This is a genomic window from Kushneria phosphatilytica, from assembly GCF_008247605.1.
Lineage (GTDB): Bacteria > Pseudomonadota > Gammaproteobacteria > Pseudomonadales > Halomonadaceae > Kushneria > Kushneria phosphatilytica.
Window position 1 is genome coordinate 1,211,443 of record NZ_CP043420.1, and the last position, 15,207, is coordinate 1,226,649.

Annotated in this window: 13 protein-coding genes; 10 read left to right on the top strand and 3 right to left on the bottom strand. The window is 60.4% G+C overall.

The features are described from left to right. Window positions 1–71 precede the first annotated feature (71 nt). The 10 genes from FY550_RS05380 to FY550_RS05425 all read left to right on the top strand — a co-directional run bounded on the left by FY550_RS05380 (window position 72) and on the right by FY550_RS05425 (window position 11,955). A complete protein-coding gene (locus FY550_RS05380) occupies window positions 72–1,322 on the top strand; it encodes a sarcosine oxidase subunit beta family protein (RefSeq protein WP_070976379.1) in 1,251 nt (416 codons plus the stop codon). A gap of 59 nt (window positions 1,323–1,381) precedes the next feature. Continuing rightward, a complete protein-coding gene (locus FY550_RS05385) occupies window positions 1,382–1,717 on the top strand; it encodes a sarcosine oxidase subunit delta (RefSeq protein WP_149054400.1) in 336 nt (111 codons plus the stop codon). Further along, window positions 1,714–4,782: a sarcosine oxidase subunit alpha family protein gene (locus tag FY550_RS05390; RefSeq protein WP_149054401.1), complete on the top strand. Its 3,069-nt coding sequence runs from the start codon at window positions 1,714–1,716 to the stop codon at window positions 4,780–4,782. The genes FY550_RS05385 and FY550_RS05390 overlap by 4 nt, the downstream gene beginning before the upstream one ends. Continuing rightward, entirely contained in the window at window positions 4,775–5,440 is a 666-nt protein-coding gene (locus tag FY550_RS05395; protein WP_084387929.1) for a sarcosine oxidase subunit gamma, read from the top strand. Before FY550_RS05390 ends, FY550_RS05395 begins: the two co-directional genes overlap by 8 nt. Before the next feature lie 305 nt (window positions 5,441–5,745). Further along, entirely contained in the window at window positions 5,746–6,561 is an 816-nt protein-coding gene (locus tag FY550_RS05400; RefSeq protein WP_070976384.1) for a Crp/Fnr family transcriptional regulator, read from the top strand. A 137-nt stretch (window positions 6,562–6,698) separates the two neighbouring features. Continuing rightward, window positions 6,699–7,808 (top strand): S-(hydroxymethyl)glutathione dehydrogenase/class III alcohol dehydrogenase, encoded by a 1,110-nt coding sequence (locus FY550_RS05405; RefSeq protein WP_070977298.1) that lies wholly within the window; start codon window positions 6,699–6,701, stop codon window positions 7,806–7,808. 144 nt (window positions 7,809–7,952) lie between these two features. After that, window positions 7,953–8,804, top strand: coding sequence for an S-formylglutathione hydrolase (gene fghA, locus FY550_RS05410; RefSeq protein WP_149054402.1), 852 nt, complete (start codon window positions 7,953–7,955; stop codon window positions 8,802–8,804). Between the two features lie 221 nt (window positions 8,805–9,025). Further along, entirely contained in the window at window positions 9,026–9,724 is a 699-nt protein-coding gene (mtgA, locus tag FY550_RS05415; protein WP_070976386.1) for a monofunctional biosynthetic peptidoglycan transglycosylase, read from the top strand. Window positions 9,725–9,906: 182 nt separating this feature from the next. Then, on the top strand, window positions 9,907–10,299 hold the full coding sequence (locus FY550_RS05420; RefSeq protein ID WP_070976388.1) for a DUF4168 domain-containing protein: 393 nt from the start codon (window positions 9,907–9,909) through the stop codon (window positions 10,297–10,299). Between the two features lie 162 nt (window positions 10,300–10,461). Continuing rightward, a complete protein-coding gene (locus tag FY550_RS05425; RefSeq protein WP_149054403.1) occupies window positions 10,462–11,955 on the top strand; it encodes a sugar porter family MFS transporter in 1,494 nt (497 codons plus the stop codon). Window positions 11,956–12,029: 74 nt separating this feature from the next. On the opposite strand, the gene FY550_RS05430 is transcribed toward FY550_RS05425, so the two are convergent. The 3 genes from FY550_RS05430 to FY550_RS05440 form a co-directional block, all read right to left on the bottom strand. Beyond that, complete coding sequence (locus tag FY550_RS05430) at window positions 12,030–12,914, bottom strand: AEC family transporter (protein ID WP_149054404.1); 885 nt, start codon at window positions 12,912–12,914, stop codon at window positions 12,030–12,032. A gap of 126 nt (window positions 12,915–13,040) precedes the next feature. Continuing rightward, window positions 13,041–13,931: a TIGR03915 family putative DNA repair protein gene (locus FY550_RS05435; RefSeq protein WP_139148618.1), complete on the bottom strand. Its 891-nt coding sequence runs from the start codon at window positions 13,929–13,931 to the stop codon at window positions 13,041–13,043. Window positions 13,932–13,951: 20 nt separating this feature from the next. Beyond that, window positions 13,952–15,169, bottom strand: coding sequence for a putative DNA modification/repair radical SAM protein (locus FY550_RS05440; protein ID WP_070976393.1), 1,218 nt, complete (start codon window positions 15,167–15,169; stop codon window positions 13,952–13,954). Window positions 15,170–15,207 lie beyond the last annotated feature (38 nt).

A 15,207-nucleotide genomic window follows, 5' to 3' on the forward strand; every position in this document is an offset into this window, starting at 1 on the left:
TACCATCGCCCCTGACAGGCTCGTTCTGCCGGAGAACGGGATACGCAGCGTGACGCGCGGGGAGAGGTATCATGGAACGCTACTCGGGATTCGGACTGGTCCGCCATGCACTCAGCCATCATGAGCAGTGGCAGCGCATGTGGCGCAATCCGGCGCCGAAGTCGCATTACGACGTCATCATTGTAGGTGGTGGCGGTCATGGGCTGGCGACGGCGTGGTATCTCGCCAAAGAGCACGGCATTACCAATGTCGCAGTGATTGAAAAGGGATGGCTGGGTGGCGGCAATACCGCCCGCAACACCACCATCGTGCGTTCCAACTATCTGTTCGACGAATCCGCACGTCTCTATGAGCATGCGCTCAAGCTGTGGGAGGGGCTCTCCCAGGACATCAACTACAACGTGATGTTCTCGCAGCGTGGTGTGCTCAATGTGGCGCATACCATGCAGGATGTGCGTGATACCCGCCGCCGGGTCAACGCCAACCGGCTCAACGGCATCGACAGCGATTATCTCGATGCCGATGGCGTGAAGAAGCTGGTGCCGGCCATGGATTGTTCGGAGAACGCCCGTTATCCGGTACTGGGCGCTTCCTTTCAGCCGCGTGCCGGTGTGGCCCGGCATGACGCCGTGGCCTGGGGATACGCACGCGCGGCCGACAGCCGCGGGGTGGACCTGCTGCAGAATACCGAAGTCACCGGTTTTCTGATCGAGAACGGCGAGGTGAAAGGCGTCGAAACCTCCCGTGGCGAGATTCGTGCCGGCCGCGTCGGTGTCGTGACTGCCGGCAACTCCGGCACCATGGCCAAAATGGCCGGTTTCCGATTGCCGATCGAATCTCATCCGCTGCAGGCGTTGGTCTCCGAGCCGCTCAAGCCGGTGATCGACACCGTCATCATGTCCAACCAGGTCCATGGCTATATCAGCCAGTCCGACAAGGGGGATCTGGTGATCGGCGCCGGGGTCGACGGCTACGTCGGCTATGGCCAGCGTGGCAGCTACTCGATCATCGAGCACGTCATCCAGGCGATCGTCGAGATGTTTCCCTCGCTCTCCCGGGTACGCATGAACCGCCAGTGGGGCGGTGTCGTCGATACCACCCCGGATGCTTCTCCGATTATTTCCACCACACCGGTCAAGGGCCTCTTCTTCAATTGCGGCTGGGGCACTGGTGGCTTCAAGGCCACGCCCGGCTCGGGACACATTTTTGCCTGGACACTGGCAAAAGGACGCCCGCATCCGATCGCCGAACCCTACTCGATGCAGCGTTTCCATACCGGGGCGCTCGTTGATGAGCATGGTGCGGCGGCGGTGGCGCACTAGGCCCCGGCGGCTCACTGACGCCCTGACGGATTTCCAGGTTTTGCAACGGGATAATCACCATGTTCTACATCCGCTGCCCTTACACCCACGAATACCACAGCGAAGAGGAGTTCAAACCCTGCGGGCAGGCGCAGATCCGGCGGGCCGAGTCGCCGGTCAGCACCAGTGACGAGCAGTGGGGGGACTACCTGTTCTTTCGCGACAACATCCGTGGAGTTCACCACGAGATGTGGATGCATCTCCCGACACGCCGGTACTTCAATGTGACCCGTCACACTGTCACCAACGAGATTCTGGAAACCTGGCGCATCGGTGAAGAGCCGCGCTACCGTACGGATGGCCGTGGCGGCGTGATCGATACTCAGGCTGATAACGATGGCGAGGAGGTGGCATGAGTCAGGTCAATCGTCTCGACGCGGGGCGCATGAACAGCGAGCACATCGACCGCTCTTCAACGCTATCGTTTACCTTTGACGGTCGCGAGCTGGCTGCGCATGCCGGTGATACCGTGGCTTCGGCACTGCTGGCCAACGGTGTCGATGTGGTGGGTCACAGCTTCAAGTACGCCAGACCGCGCGGCATCATGGCGGCCGGCTGCGAGGAGCCCAATGCCATCCTGCAGATGGGCGCGACCCCCGAAACCCAGACACCCAATGTGCGCGCTACCCAGCAGCCGGTATACGAGGGGCTGGTGTGCGAGAGCGTGGGGCGCGGACGCAATTTCATCGAGCGTCAGCAAAAGTCGCTGACCGGTCTGATTGGCAAGTGGGGCGGCCGGTTCATGCCGGTGGGCTTTTACTACAAGACCTTCATGGCACCGCAATCCGCCTGGCTGACCTACGAGAAATTCATTCGTGCTGCTGCTGGGTTGGGGCGCGCGCCCACCGTGCCCGATGCCGACACCTATGACCACATGAACCGCTACTGCGATGTGCTGGTGGTGGGGGCAGGCCCCGCCGGGCTGGCGGCAGCACTGGCGGCAGGGCAGGCCGGTGCCCGGGTGATCGTCTGTGACGAGCAGGAACAGATGGGCGGCTGTCTGCTGGACTCCCGCGAGCGCCCGGATGATCAGCCAGCGGGGGAGTGGTTGGCGTCCACCCTCGCCGAACTTGAGGCCATGGAAGATGTGCTGCTGCTGCCGCGCACTACCGCCAACGGCTATCACGATCACAACTTCGTCACCCTCCACGAACGACGTACCGATCATCTCGGCGATCGTGCGCCGGCCGGCATGACCCGCCAGCGCATGCACCGGGTCCGCGCGCAGCGGGTCATCCTGGCGACCGGTGCCCATGAGCGCCCGCTGGTGTTTGCCAATAACGATCTGCCCGGTCATCTGCTGGCCGGTGCGATCTCCTGCTATATCCGCCGTTATGGTGTGGTGCCCGGGCAGCAGCTGGTGCTGGCAACGACCAATTCTCACGCCTACCGTGCAGCGCTGGACTGGCTCGATGCCGGTCGGGAAGTGGCAGCGATCGTCGATGCCCGGGCCGAACCCGACGGTACGCTGGTCAATGAGGCGCGTAGCCGTGGCATCCGCATTATTACCGGCGCCTCGGTGATCGAATGCCGCGGCGATGATCGGGTCAGTGAGGCGCTGGTGGCAGACATCGATATTGACGGCTTTCGGGTGACCGGTGAGACCGAAGCCATCGCCTGCGATACCCTCGCCAGTTCCGGCGGCTACAGTCCGGTGGTGCACCTCTCGGCCCACACCGGTTCCAAACCGGTCTGGAACGATCGCATTCTGGGGTTTGTGCCCGGTGAGACGAAGCAGCAGCTGCACTATGCCGGCGGCGTGCATGGTATCTATCCGCTGGCAGATGCGTTGGCTGACGGTGTGCTGGCCGGTAGCGATGCGGCCGTGGCAGCCGGCTACGAGCGTGTGTCGCCGAACCTGCCGAGTCTGGCGACGGTTGAGGAGAGCCCTCAGGCAGCGCTTTATCATGTGCCGCATACGCACGCGACGATGCGTGCGCCCAAGCAGTTCGTGGATCCTCAGAACGATGTCACCGCTGCCGGCATCGAGCTGGCCATTCGTGAAGGCTTCGAGTCGATCGAGCACGTCAAGCGCTACACCGCGATGGGCTTCGGTACCGATCAGGGCAAGATCGGCAACATCAATGGCATGGCGATCGCGGCCCGGGTGCTGGGACAGACCATTCCCGAAACCGGCACCACGGTATTTCGTCCCAACTACACACCGGTCAGCTTCGGGGCCATCGCCGGGCGATATTGCGGCGCAATGTTCGATCCCGAGCGTTACACCGCCATGCATCGCTGGCATGTCGAACACGGGGCGCTGTTCGAGAATGTCGGTCAGTGGAAGCGGCCCTGGTACTATCCCGGCTGGGGCGGGGCACGCGGCGCCAATGGCGAAGAAACCCTGCAGGAGGCGGTCAATCGCGAGTGCCTGGCGGTGCGCAACGGAGTAGGCATCCTTGATGCGTCGACGCTGGGCAAGATCGACATCCAGGGACCGGATGCCCGCGAATTCATCGGGCGTGTCTACACCAATGGCTGGGAGAAGTTGCCGGTCGGCAAGGGGCGTTACGGGCTGATGTGCGGCGAGGATGGCATGGTGATGGATGATGGTGTCACCACCTGTCTTGGCGAACATCATTTCCTGATGACCACTACCACCGGTAACGCCGCTCAGGTGCTGGACTGGCTGGAGCTGTGGCATCAGACCGAGTGGCCGGAACTGGAAGTGTTCTTTACCTCGGTGACCGATCACTGGGCCACCATGACACTGACCGGTCCGAAAAGCCGTGAACTGCTGGAACAGCTGACCGACATCGATCTCTCCCGCGATGCCTTCGCCTTCATGGCCTTTCGCGAGGGCACGGTGGCGGGCATTCCGGCGCGGGTCTATCGCATCTCCTTTACCGGTGAGCTCTCTTTCGAGATCAACGTGCAGGCCAATTACGCCATGCATGTCTGGGAGGCGCTGTTTGACCATGGCGAGGCCTTCGAGCTAACCCCCTACGGCACCGAGACCATGCACGTGCTGCGTGCCGAGAAGGGCTTCATCATCGTCGGGCAGGATACCGATGCCACCATGACGCCCGAGGATCTCGGCATGACCTGGGCGATCGGCTATCGCAAGCCATTTGACTGGGTCGGCAAGCGCGGCATGGCGCGTGTCGATCTGCAGCGTGACGATCGCAAGCAGCTGGTCGGGCTGAAGCCGCTGGATGGTAGCGAGGTAGTCCTGCCGGAAGGGGCCCAGATCGTCTTCGACCCCGAGCAGCAGATTCCCATGACCATGGTGGGGCATGTGACCTCAAGCTACTACAGCGCCACGCTCGGGCACGGTTTCGCCCTGGCCGTGGTACGTGGTGGCCATCGCCGCAAGGGTGAGCATGTCTATTTGCCTCAGCCCGATGGTTCCACACTGGAAGCCGAGATTGTCAGTTCCATGTTCTATGATCCCAGGGGAGAGCGTCAGCATGTCTGAATTCGCTGTTTTCGATCCGCATCCGGTGCGCTCCGGGAGTGCCGAAGAGTCAGCCGACAGTCTCGATGGCGTGCGCACGCAGTCTCCGCTGCATGATGCAGCCTCTCCTGTATCACTGAGTGCGCAGGAGCAAGCGGGGGTGCTGCTGGGGGAGCGCGCCTTCCTGGGGCATCTGGTGATCCGGGGAAGTGCCGATGATCCCGATTTTGTCAGTGGTATTGAAAAGGTGCTGGGGGTCGCCCTGCCGGTGACGCCCATGACCTCGACAGTCGGAGAGATGGCGAGGCTGCACTGGCGTTCACCGGATGAGTGGCTGCTGATTGTCCCCGGGGGTGAAGAATACCGGTTGGAGCTGGCCTTGAGAGAAACGCTGGGTGGGCATGTTGCGGTAGTGGATGTCAGTGGTGGACAAACCGTGATCATGCTATCCGGTGCAAAGGCCCGGGAAGTGCTGATGAAATCCGCGCCGGTGGATGTTCATCCGCGCGCGTTTCCGGTAGGGCGCAGCGTCACCACCTGTTTTGCGCGTGCCCAGGCCATGATCTGTCGGGTTGGCGAAGCGCAGTGGGAGCTGGTGATTCGACGCAGCTATGCCGATTACCTGTGGCAGTGGCTGCTTGATTCCGCCACCGAGTATGGCGTGGCTCGACAGGGTTGAGCGCATCCCGGAAGGATTGTGCCGGATCGCGCGTCCATGGACGCGCGATATGCCTTCAGGTGATGTGTCTTGCGTCTCTCCATGGCAGGTAACCGCTAATGCAACAAGCATTTTTACTGCTCGTCTGATCCCGATGGTGTGGGCTAAGATCATGACTCTCGGCGAGTTTTTCGCCATGGTGTTAACGCAGGTTATAACAGCATTTCCGTTTGTCCCCTGACAATGCTTCTACCGGTTCCTGCAGTGTGCGGTGCAGGGCCTTTCACAAGTAGATCGCATGCCAGGTGACGAGGGGAAATACATTCATGGATGGTAGTGACGTCGATATCATTCGCCATTTTGAGGAGTACTGTGGACTCGAGGAGGATGACAGAGCGTTACTGAATGAACTGGAGCGCCATCCCATGACGCTCTCGGCGGGTGATCTTCTCTGGGAAGAGCATCAGACGGCTGATGCCTTTTATGTACTGCGCAAGGGCTGGGCCTACTCCTATCGCGCCATGAATGACGGCACCCGGCAGGTACTGGATGTTTATCTGCCAGGGGATGTGATCGGGCTGAGGGAGTTTTCATTTTATAAACGCCTGAGCAGCGTTGCCATGCTTACCGAGGTATCGCTGGGGCGCATTTCGTATCGTTACCTCATCAGCCTGTTCGGCAGTTCGCATCGCCTGACGGCCCTGTTTTTCTCGATGCTGGCCGGCCAGCAGGCGCTTCTGACCGAGCGTCTGGTCAATGTCGGCCGACGCAATGCCCGTGACAAGCTGGCTCATTTCATCTGTGAGATGTACATGCGTCTCAAACGGGTTTATCCGGAACTGCCACAGCATTTTTGCATGCCGCTCTCCCAGCAGATGCTGGCTGATATCCTGGGGCTCTCTTCGGTCCATGTCAGCCGGACCTTCAGTGAGTTGCGTGAAACCGGGCTGGTCTATCGTGATCGCAATCGCATCAGTATTCCCGACCCCGAGCTTCTGATTCGGGCGACCGGGTTCTCTGATCACTATCTTCATGAGCGGGTATCCGATCAGCTTTTCGAGTCGGAGACGTTATGGCAGGAAACGGGACTCTCATCGCGAAGTGCCGCCGGTGATCGCAGCATGGCTGCCGATCCGGACTGATTCTTGTCCCGCAGCCGGTACCGGCATGCTCATGAGCGTCGGGGTGTCATGCGCCGAGGGGACACGATGATTTACAATAGAGTGGATCATCATGCCCGAAGACGGGTTTACATCAACACGCGAGGTAGTTCATGAGTATCAGATCGCGCGCAGCGATTGCCTGGGAAGCAGGGCAGCCGCTGGAGATTGACGAAATCGACGTCGAAGGGCCGAAGGCCGGTGAAGTACTGGTCCGTGTCGTCGCGACGGGCCTCTGTCATACCGATGCCTATACGCTCTCCGGCAAGGACCCCGAGGGCAACTTTCCCGCCATTCTCGGTCACGAGGGCGGCGCCGTGGTCGAAGAGGTTGGTCCGGGCGTGACTTCGCTCGAACCCGGCGATCACGTCATTCCGCTCTATACCGCCGAGTGTGGCAAGTGCAAGTTCTGTCTCTCCGGCAAAACCAACCTCTGCAGTGCCGTGCGTGCCACTCAGGGCAAGGGGGTCATGCCCGACGGGACATCGCGTTTCTCGAAGAACGGCAAGATGCTCCATCACTACATGGGCACCTCAACTTTCTCAGAATATACCGTGGTGCCTGAAGTATCGCTGGCGAAAATCAGTCGCGAAGCGCCGCTCGACAAGGTCTGTCTGCTGGGCTGTGGCATTACCACCGGTATCGGTGCGGTGCGCAATACGGCAGGTGTCGAACCGGGCTCGACGGTCGCAGTGTTCGGTCTGGGGGCGATCGGTCTGTCGGTCATTCAGGGGGCTCACCTGGCAAAGGCCGCACGCGTCATTGCCGTGGATATCAATCCCGAGAAGTTCGACTTCGCCCGTCAGATGGGCGCTACCGATTGCATCAACCCCAACGATTACGATCGTCCCTTCCAGGAAGTGCTGGTCGACATGACCGACGGCGGGGTCGATTACTCGTTTGAATGCATCGGCAACGTCAATGTCATGCGCACGGCGCTCGAGTGCTGCCACAAGGGATGGGGCGAGTCGATCATCATCGGAGTGGCCGGTGCCGGCGAGGAGATCTCGACGCGGCCGTTCCAGCTGGTGACCGGTCGTGTCTGGAAGGGCTCTGCCTTTGGCGGCGTCAAGGGGCGAACCGAGCTGCCGGGATACGTCGACAGCTATATGCGAGGCGAGATCAATATTGATGATTTCGTCACGCACACCATGAAGATCGATGAGATCAACCACGCGCTTGATCTACTGCACAAGGGCGAGAGCATTCGTACCGTGCTGACCTTCTGAGCTTGTCCCGAACCGTGCGCCGCTCTGTCCCGGGCGGCGCACTGTCATGGGGCGGGCAGGATAATGTGCAATCTTTCAGATCTGTCGGCGCGCGTTCGGTAAGCCGAATCACGTTGGTCAAAACCGTAGTGGAAGGAGCAAACGATGGCACAGCACGCGATCGAGCGGGTCAGCGCCAACAAGAGCTTTGGTGGCTGGGTCAGCCGGTTTACGCACTACTCCGAGGTGCTGGACTGCGACATGACCTTCGGGATCTATCTACCACCCCAGGCTGAAGAAGAGCGGGTGCCGCTGCTCTGGTGGCTGTCGGGATTGACCTGCACCGATGAGAATTTCATGCAGAAAGCCGGCGCTCAGAAGCTGGCGGCCGAGCTGGGCATTGCGATCATCTGTCCGGATACCAGTCCCCGGGGGACGGATCTGCCCGGTGAGCACGAGCGTTTCGATTTCGGTTCCGGAGCCGGTTTCTATGTCAACGCCACCCGTGAACCCTGGTCTCGGCACTATCGGATGTATGACTATGTGACCCGGGAGCTGCCCGAGCTGATACGAGAGCACTTCCCGCTCAATGGCCGTGAAGCCATCAGTGGTCACTCAATGGGTGGGCACGGTGCCCTGGTCTGTGCGCTCAGACAGCCGGGGCGCTACGTCTCGGTCTCGGCCTTTTCGCCGGTTTGTCATCCAGTCAACTGCCCATGGGGTGAGCAGGCTTTCAGTCACTATCTGGGTGATGATCGTGCGTTATGGGCCGAATATGATGCCTGTGCACTGATCCGTGCCGGCACCTCGCGCCAGCCTCTGCTGGTTGAGCAGGGCGAGGATGATAACTTCCTCGATGAGCAGCTGCAGCCCGGTGAGCTTGAACGCACCTGCCAGGAGTGTGATCACGAGCTGACCCTCAACTATCGGCCAGGCTACGATCACAGCTACTTCTTTGTCGCCAGTTTCATCGATGACCATCTGCGCTATCACGCCCGTTATCTGCAGGCAGAATGAGGCGCTCGGGTATGCCCGGCCGGGCATACCCGATGATTTCCTTCCTCTTCCCGGGTAAGCGTCTGTTACCGCAATCCCTTACAATGGCGCTTCGCGGCCGGGCAGCGTAGCACTCTGATGGCTGCTTCCCGGCAGCTACAACAAATGCCATGACAATCACGATGACACGGCAGTCGGCTGGGGCAGCCGAAATATGTTCGTCATGAGGGAGAGGGGTATCCATGCTGGGGCGACTGGGACGTTGGCTGCTCAAGGCCGTGGGTCTGCTGATGATGCTGAGTGTGCTGGTGGTGGTGCTGTTTCGATTCGTGCCGCTTCCGGGTTCGATGGTAATGCTCGAGCGCTGGGCTCATGCACGAATGACAGATCAGTCCATCGATATCGACTACCACTGGCGCTCGCTTGATCGGCTCTCGAATCAGGCTGCCCTGGCGGTGATCGCTGCAGAGGATCAGCGCTTCCCCTTCCATCACGGTTTCGATTTCAGACAGATTCGTCGATCACTGAAGGCATGGTGGTTCGAGGACAGACCGCTACGGGGGGCCAGTACCATCAGTCAGCAGACCGCGCGCAATGTCTTTCTCTGGACGCAGCGCAGCTGGGTGCGCAAGGGGCTGGAGGTATGGTTTACCGGTCTGATCGAGTTGCTCTGGCCCAAAAGCCGGATTCTCGAGGTGTATCTCAACGTCGTGGAGTGGGACCGAGGCGTGTTTGGACTGCAGGCCGCAGCCCGGCACTACTATGGCATTGATGCCGATCAGCTCAGTGCCGCACGAGCGGCCAGACTGGCGGCCGTGCTGCCCGATCCACGTCATCGCAGCCCACTCCATCCGAGCGCCAGCGTGATGCAGCATGCTCGCTGGATTCGCCAGCAGATGCGTCAGCTGGGCGGAACGGCTTATCTGAAAGAACTTCAATGATCGTGCTACGATGATCTCGGCAGCAGGTCGGAAGGGAAATTGCAGTCACTACAATTTGTTACTGCAATTTCCTGAACTCCCCGCGATACCGACCGTCAAACTGTCAGGTAACTCAAAGCAGGTATAAAGCGGGCGGAGCCGAGGCTCGAACGTCCATGGCAAAGCAAAGTACGGAGGAATCAATGAAACGGACGACTGCGTTTCTTTCAGCCACGCTCATCGCCACCGGGCTCGCTTCGGGGCCGGTCATGGCTGCCAGCCAGTCCCAGGGTAGCGCTGCTCAGTCTCAGGGCCAGACACAGGCCCAGCAGAACTTCAGCGACCAGCAACTCCAGAACTTTGCTTCGGCATCGCAGGAGATTGCCGGTATTTCCCAGACCTATACCAAGCGTCTGCAGAATGCCGATGGCTCCGATCAGCAACAGAACATTCGCCAGGAGGCGAATGACAAGATGGTCCAGGCCGTCAAGGACAACGGGCTGAAAGTGGATGAGTTCAATCAGATCGGTCAGGCCGTTCAGAACAATCCGCAGATGATGCAGAAGGTTCAGAAAATGGCGCAGCAGCAGCAATAAGTGCACGCCTGATCTGATCTCATAAAAAACCGCCTTCGGGCGGTTTTTTTATGGGTGAGTCGCAAGACAGGTTCGCAGCCCCGTTGATCTTCTACTAAAGTCGCATCCCTGAATATTCAATACGGAAGCAGGAGGCTTCCGGTCACCACAGGGAAGTGAGGCATGACAAAAGAGCAACAGGCTTCCGGCAGTGCGCTGGGCTACGTGATCTGTATCTGTCTGGTCGCCGCGCTGGGCGGTATTCTTTTCGGATATGATACGGCCGTGATTTCCGGTGCAATCGACTCGATTGCCACCTGGTTTGAGCTTTCTCCCACCCTCAAGGGCTGGGCTGTTTCAAGCGTGGTTATTGGCAGTATCGTCGGTGCCGGCGGTGCCGGGTGGCTGGCCAATGTGCTCGGCCGCCGGTTGACCATGCAACTGGCGGCCGTGCTGTTTCTGGTGTCAGCCATTGGCTCGGCACTGGCTTTCAGCTTCTGGTTCTACATTGCCCTGCGTGTCGTGGGCGGGCTGGCGGTAGGCATTGCCAGTGTAGTGTCTCCCATGTACATGGGAGAGCTGGCGCCACAACGCTGGCGGGGACGAACGTTGAGCATGTTCCAGCAGTCGCTGGTGGTCGGCCAGACCATTGTTTTCTTCGTCAATTACTTTATCGCCCGGGATGTTTCCACGCAGTGGCTGACAGAGCTGGGGTGGCGCTGGATGCTGGGCTCGGAGGCCATCCCGGCGGTGCTGTTTGGCGTGCTGCTGTTTCTTGTTCCGGAATCGCCGCGCTGGTGCATCATGAACAATCAGTTCGATCGGGCGCGTCGCGTACTCAATCGCTTCAATACTCGTGAACAGACCGAACAGCTGATCGAGGAAGTGCGTTACTCGCTGCAGGGTGGCCAGGCCAGCGGTCGCCGGGCGATGAACCAGCAGCGCCGCAATGAACGCAGAGCTTCGCGTGGGGCCATCCGCCAGCCGATCCTGTTGGGGATTACCGTGCTGGGCATCTTCATTTCCGCCGCTCAGCAGTTTACCGGTATCAATGTGGTGATGTATTACGCGCCCACCGTATTGTCCGGTGTCACCGATTCGACCGGTAGTGCGTTACTGCAGACCGGTTATGTGGGCCTGGTCTTTATCCTGGGCAATCTGCTGGGGATGATGCTGATCGATCGCACCGGGCGCATCCGGCTGATGACGGTCGGCACGCTGGCCTGTATCGCCAGCATGGCCGTACTGGGCACTGTTTTCTGGTTTGATGTGAAGGGGTATACGGCGATGCTGGCCATCATGGTCTATGTCGTCGGTTATGCCGTTTCCTGGGGCTGCTGCAGCTGGACGCTGCTCTCCGAGATCTTTCCCAATACCATTCGGGGCACCGCCATGGCATGGGCGATGGGAGCGCAGTGGACCGCCGGTTTCATTGTCGCCCAGACCTTCCCGATGATGCGGGGCAGCGAATGGCTCAATGCAGCCTTTCATGGCGCCTTCCCGTTCTGGCTGTTTGGCTTGCTGACACTGGGCAGCCTGCTGATCACCTGGCGATTCGTGCCGGAAACACGCAATGTACCGCTGGAGTCCATGGAGCAGCTGATGGGCGAGAAGTTTCGCCATGGCCGGGTGAAGAACCGCGATCGTTTCATGACGGCCGGGACCGGTCAGGCCTGATCCGGTAACGGCACCCCCCGTTCAAACGACAACGCCCCGGCATGGCAGGGGCGTCGTCGTGAAAGCGTGGGGGATTACTGTCCGTGCGAGATGACAAAGGAGAGCAGCAGTGGCAGATAGATGAACGAGGTCAGTGTCGAGCAGAGCACCAGGTTGGCCACGAATTCCGGTGAACGTCCTGCCTTCTGGGCAAACAGGTAGTTATAGACCGCGACCGGCATACACATCATCACGACCAGAATCCCCAGCGCCTGTGAGGTCAGCCCCAGTAGCCAGCCGATCAGCAGGGCGATGCCACCGGCCACTACCACGCGTGCCAGACCGAAGCCGATGCCAATGTTGAGACTGCGGGCGCGGATACTGGCCAGCGCTACGCCCAGAGTGATCAGCATCATGGGGATGGTGAACCCCGCCAGCAGCTCCACACTATTGGCCAGCCAGGCTGGCAGCTTGATCTGAAAGGCCATCAGCAGCACGGCGATGACGATGGCGTAAATGGTAGGCGTGGTAAAGATGCCTCGAAGCGGTCGGGAGCTGCTGGTAATGCAGCCCACCACGAACTGGGACATCGACATGACCACAAAAACTGCCACGGCCAGGGGAAAACCCTTGTCATCGAACGCATACATTGCCACCGGCAGCCCCATGTTACCGGTATTGGGAAACAGGGTCGGCGGTACGATGACCCGCCAGTCCATGCGTGTAATGCGTGCCAGGATCAGACCGATGATGCCCATCACCACCAGCACACTCACGGTGGCCAGTGCCATGCGCGAGAAGGCACCTAGTTCGACATGCGTTCGGGTCAGTGAGTGGATGATCAGGCAGGGCGTGCCGACATTGAGCACCAGCTTGGTGATGAACCCTGTGGGGTAGGGCTGTTTGAAGCGTACCCAGAAAAAACCGACGCCGGCGCCGGCCAGTACGGGGGCCATGACGGCGAAAAGTTGAGCAAACATGACGTTCCTTGCAAATGGCGGAGTGACCGCGCCGAGGCGGTGGCCAGAGGCGCCTTGTTGTCCTTGGAAGATGCGCCATTATACAGGGCGATAATGCAATAAGACCATGGTTGTATGACGAGTGGTCTACTCCGCGTCGTGAGCTGAAGCAGGCCGGTAATGAATGGTGTGCCCCTTCTGCCGACCGACCGCCTGATCCTGGGCGACCTGTTGATCACCATGGCAGGCACGCAGGGTGAGAGGGCGGATCAGATCGCCCTCATCCAGATAACGCCAGAAGCGCTGTGGCATCTGCCGCCGGGTGACCCGTGGATTGACCCGGGCCGGGTTGAAGATGCTGGCGTAGTACAAGCGCCACAGACGTGTGCCTTCATCGTCTTCCGGTATGGCCCGGGCCCACTGTCTGGCCTGCGCCGGGCAGGGCCGCTCGATGTCGAAACGCTCTCCATCTCCCCGAACGGCGCCCAGTGGCGTGGCGATGAGCCACCGGCGCTGACCCATCCGGGCCAGAAAGTGTTCGCCGGCTTCCTGCAACACATCGTGGGCGGGTTCAAACCAGGCCACGAACTCGGGCTCACCCGACTCATCGATTGCACGGCGATGAAATCTGAGAAAGGCATGCAGGTGATGCGCTTCATGCTCGACGGCCTTGATACGCTGATGCAGCACACTGCCATCTCGATCTCCGGCCAGCAGTGCCGCGCCGTCGCCCCGGGCCAGCCGCCAGACAATGCGATAAAGCAGACTCCAGCGGCTCTGGGTCGGCTCATGGAGTGAATGAGGCAGAAAACGCGAGGCCGTTTCGAGCCAGTCGATGGCCCGACGCGATAGAGTCAGACGTCGTGTCACCACTTCAGGGCAAGGTTGGCAGCTGGCATCGGCGAACAGATCACCGCTGCTGTCACTGTCCTGCCAGAGAACATGCTCCGGGGCGATATCGGCAGCCAGCAGGTGACGTGCGTGCGCACGCCAGGCCCGGAAGGTATCGGATTCCAGTGTGACGGTGATCAGCGTCATGCAAGAACTCCTGTCGAGACTTACCAGAGCGCCAGCTGCGAAGGCCGGGGCGTATTCAGTGACTGACGCAGGGCTGCGCTCTCGATGCCATCGCCGCGCGGACGATAGTCCTGGGTGACGATAAAGGGTGTCACCCGATCCAGTACGCAACGCAGGCGGGCGACATCGGCATAACGAATGCGGCGCTCGCGGCGCAGCTCGATCAGCCGATGTACGCTGGTCATGCCCAGCCCGGGCACCCGAGCCATCATCATCGGCTCGGCGCGATTGAGATCAACAGGAAAGTGCTCGCGGTGGTCGAGCGCCCAGGCCAGCTTGGGGTCAATATCGAGATCGAGCTGACGTCGGCTGCTCAACAGCTCCTCGGCGCGGAAACCGTAACCCCGCATCAGGAAATCGGCCTGATAAAGCCGATGTTCACGCATCAGGGGTGGTGGCGCCAGCGGCACCGAGTTCGGACTCTGTGGGATAGGGCTGAAGGCCGAGTAGTAAACCCGCTTGAGCCGGAAGTCACCATAGAGCGACTGGGCCCGATGCAGGATGGTGTGATCGTCGCTGTCATCGGCGCCGATGATCATCTGGGTGCTCTGGCCCCCGGGGGTGAAGCGGGGGGCGCCGCGTTCGGCTGCGGCCTCGACACCCTGATGAATGGTGTTCATGGCGGTATGAATGCTGCCGACGTTTTTCTCCGGGGCCAGCCGGGTGAGACCGGCATCGGTAGGCAGTTCGATATTGACGCTGAGTCGGTCGGCCAGCTCACCCGCCTCGCGGATCAGTTCGGGGGAGGCATCGGGGATGGTCTTGAGATGAATATAACCGCGAAACTCATGTGTATGACGCAGTAGCCGGGCGACGCGGACCAGCTGTTCCATGGTGTAGTCACTGGAGCGAATGATGCCCGAGCTCAGAAACAGGCCACTGATGGTGTTGCGGCGATACATCGACAGGGTCAGCTCGACCACTTCTTCCGGAGTGAAGCGCGCCCGCGGCACACTCGAAGAGCGGCGATTGATGCAGTATTGGCAGTCGTAGAGGCAGAAGTTGGTCAGCAGAATCTTGAGCAGTGACACGCAGCGACCATCCGGCGTGAAACTGTGACAGATCCCGGTGCCGTTGGTCGCACCCAACCCCGTCCGCCCCTTCGATGAACGCTGCGGTGCACCACTGCTGGCACAGGAGGCGTCATACTTGGCGGCATCGGCCAGTACGATCAGTTTCTGAGAGAGCTCTTGAGCCATGAGCATGCTCCGGGTCGAATACTGTTCAAGTATACAGT

What these genes read in the sequence shown, in the direction of transcription:
- FY550_RS05380 (WP_070976379.1), top strand. Translation starts at nt 72, where the DNA reads ATGGAACGCTACTCGGGATTCGGACTGGTCCGCCATGCACTCAGCCAT.
- FY550_RS05385 (WP_149054400.1), top strand. Translation starts at nt 1,382, where the DNA reads ATGTTCTACATCCGCTGCCCTTACACCCACGAATACCACAGCGAAGAG.
- FY550_RS05390 (WP_149054401.1), top strand. Translation starts at nt 1,714, where the DNA reads ATGAGTCAGGTCAATCGTCTCGACGCGGGGCGCATGAACAGCGAGCAC.
- FY550_RS05395 (WP_084387929.1), top strand. Translation starts at nt 4,775, where the DNA reads ATGTCTGAATTCGCTGTTTTCGATCCGCATCCGGTGCGCTCCGGGAGT.
- FY550_RS05400 (WP_070976384.1), top strand. Translation starts at nt 5,746, where the DNA reads ATGGATGGTAGTGACGTCGATATCATTCGCCATTTTGAGGAGTACTGT.
- fghA (WP_149054402.1), top strand. Translation starts at nt 7,953, where the DNA reads ATGGCACAGCACGCGATCGAGCGGGTCAGCGCCAACAAGAGCTTTGGT.
- mtgA (WP_070976386.1), top strand. Translation starts at nt 9,026, where the DNA reads ATGCTGGGGCGACTGGGACGTTGGCTGCTCAAGGCCGTGGGTCTGCTG.
- FY550_RS05420 (WP_070976388.1), top strand. Translation starts at nt 9,907, where the DNA reads ATGAAACGGACGACTGCGTTTCTTTCAGCCACGCTCATCGCCACCGGG.
- FY550_RS05425 (WP_149054403.1), top strand. Translation starts at nt 10,462, where the DNA reads ATGACAAAAGAGCAACAGGCTTCCGGCAGTGCGCTGGGCTACGTGATC.
- FY550_RS05430 (WP_149054404.1), bottom strand. Translation starts at nt 12,914, where the DNA reads ATGTTTGCTCAACTTTTCGCCGTCATGGCCCCCGTACTGGCCGGCGCC.
- FY550_RS05435 (WP_139148618.1), bottom strand. Translation starts at nt 13,931, where the DNA reads ATGACGCTGATCACCGTCACACTGGAATCCGATACCTTCCGGGCCTGG.
- FY550_RS05440 (WP_070976393.1), bottom strand. Translation starts at nt 15,169, where the DNA reads ATGGCTCAAGAGCTCTCTCAGAAACTGATCGTACTGGCCGATGCCGCC.